Below are 1,223 nucleotides of genomic sequence, written 5' to 3'. Positions count from 1 at the left end.
TTTCGTCTTCACACACCGCAATCTGATGCTCGTTAGAGTAGTCAAATTGCTTGGGTGTTATATGGTCAAGCCTCACGGGCAATTAGTATTGGTTAGCTCAACGCCTCACAGCGCTTACACACCCAACCTATCAACGTCGTAGTCTTCGACGGCCCTTCAGGGAACTCAAGGTTCCAGTGAGATCTCATCTTGAGGCTAGTTTCCCGCTTAGATGCTTTCAGCGGTTATCTATTCCGAACATAGCTACCCGGCAATGCCACTGGCGTGACAACCGGAACACCAGAGGTTCGTCCACTCCGGTCCTCTCGTACTAGGAGCAGCCCCTCTCAAATCTCAAACGTCCACGGCAGATAGGGACCGAACTGTCTCACGACGTTCTAAACCCAGCTCGCGTACCACTTTAAATGGCGAACAGCCATACCCTTGGGACCGGCTTCAGCCCCAGGATGTGATGAGCCGACATCGAGGTGCCAAACACCGCCGTCGATATGAACTCTTGGGCGGTATCAGCCTGTTATCCCCGGAGTACCTTTTATCCGTTGAGCGATGGCCCTTCCATACAGAACCACCGGATCACTAAGACCTACTTTCGTACCTGCTCGACGTGTCTGTCTCGCAGTCAAGCGCGCTTTTGCCTTTATACTCTACGACCGATTTCCGACCGGTCTGAGCGCACCTTCGTACTCCTCCGTTACTCTTTAGGAGGAGACCGCCCCAGTCAAACTACCCACCATACACTGTCCTCGATCCGGATAACGGACCTGAGTTAGAACCTCAAAGTTGCCAGGGTGGTATTTCAAGGATGGCTCCACGCGAACTGGCGTCCACGCTTCAAAGCCTCCCACCTATCCTACACAAGCAAATTCAAAGTCCAGTGCAAAGCTATAGTAAAGGTTCACGGGGTCTTTCCGTCTAGCCGCGGATACACTGCATCTTCACAGCGATTTCAATTTCACTGAGTCTCGGGTGGAGACAGCGCCGCCATCGTTACGCCATTCGTGCAGGTCGGAACTTACCCGACAAGGAATTTCGCTACCTTAGGACCGTTATAGTTACGGCCGCCGTTTACCGGGGCTTCGATCAAGAGCTTCGCGTTAGCTAACCCCATCAATTAACCTTCCGGCACCGGGCAGGCGTCACACCCTATACGTCCACTTTCGTGTTTGCAGAGTGCTGTGTTTTTAATAAACAGTCGCAGCGGCCTGGTATCTTCGACCGGCATG

At 52.8% G+C, this 1,223-nt stretch carries 1 rRNA gene; it reads right to left on the bottom strand.

Going from position 1 to position 1,223, the window contains the following annotated elements:
* Positions 1-61: 61 nt before the first annotated feature.
* Positions 62-1,223: ribosomal RNA gene (locus BMX59_RS30000) — 23S ribosomal RNA — on the bottom strand; the annotation flags it as partial.

Origin of the sequence: Pseudomonas sp. NFR09, from assembly GCF_900111535.1 — a bacterium.
GTDB classification, from domain to species: Bacteria; Pseudomonadota; Gammaproteobacteria; order Pseudomonadales; family Pseudomonadaceae; genus Aquipseudomonas; species Aquipseudomonas extremorientalis.
The sequence above is the reverse complement of the archived record's forward strand: the minus strand, read 5'-3'. Positions and strand labels throughout refer to the sequence as shown.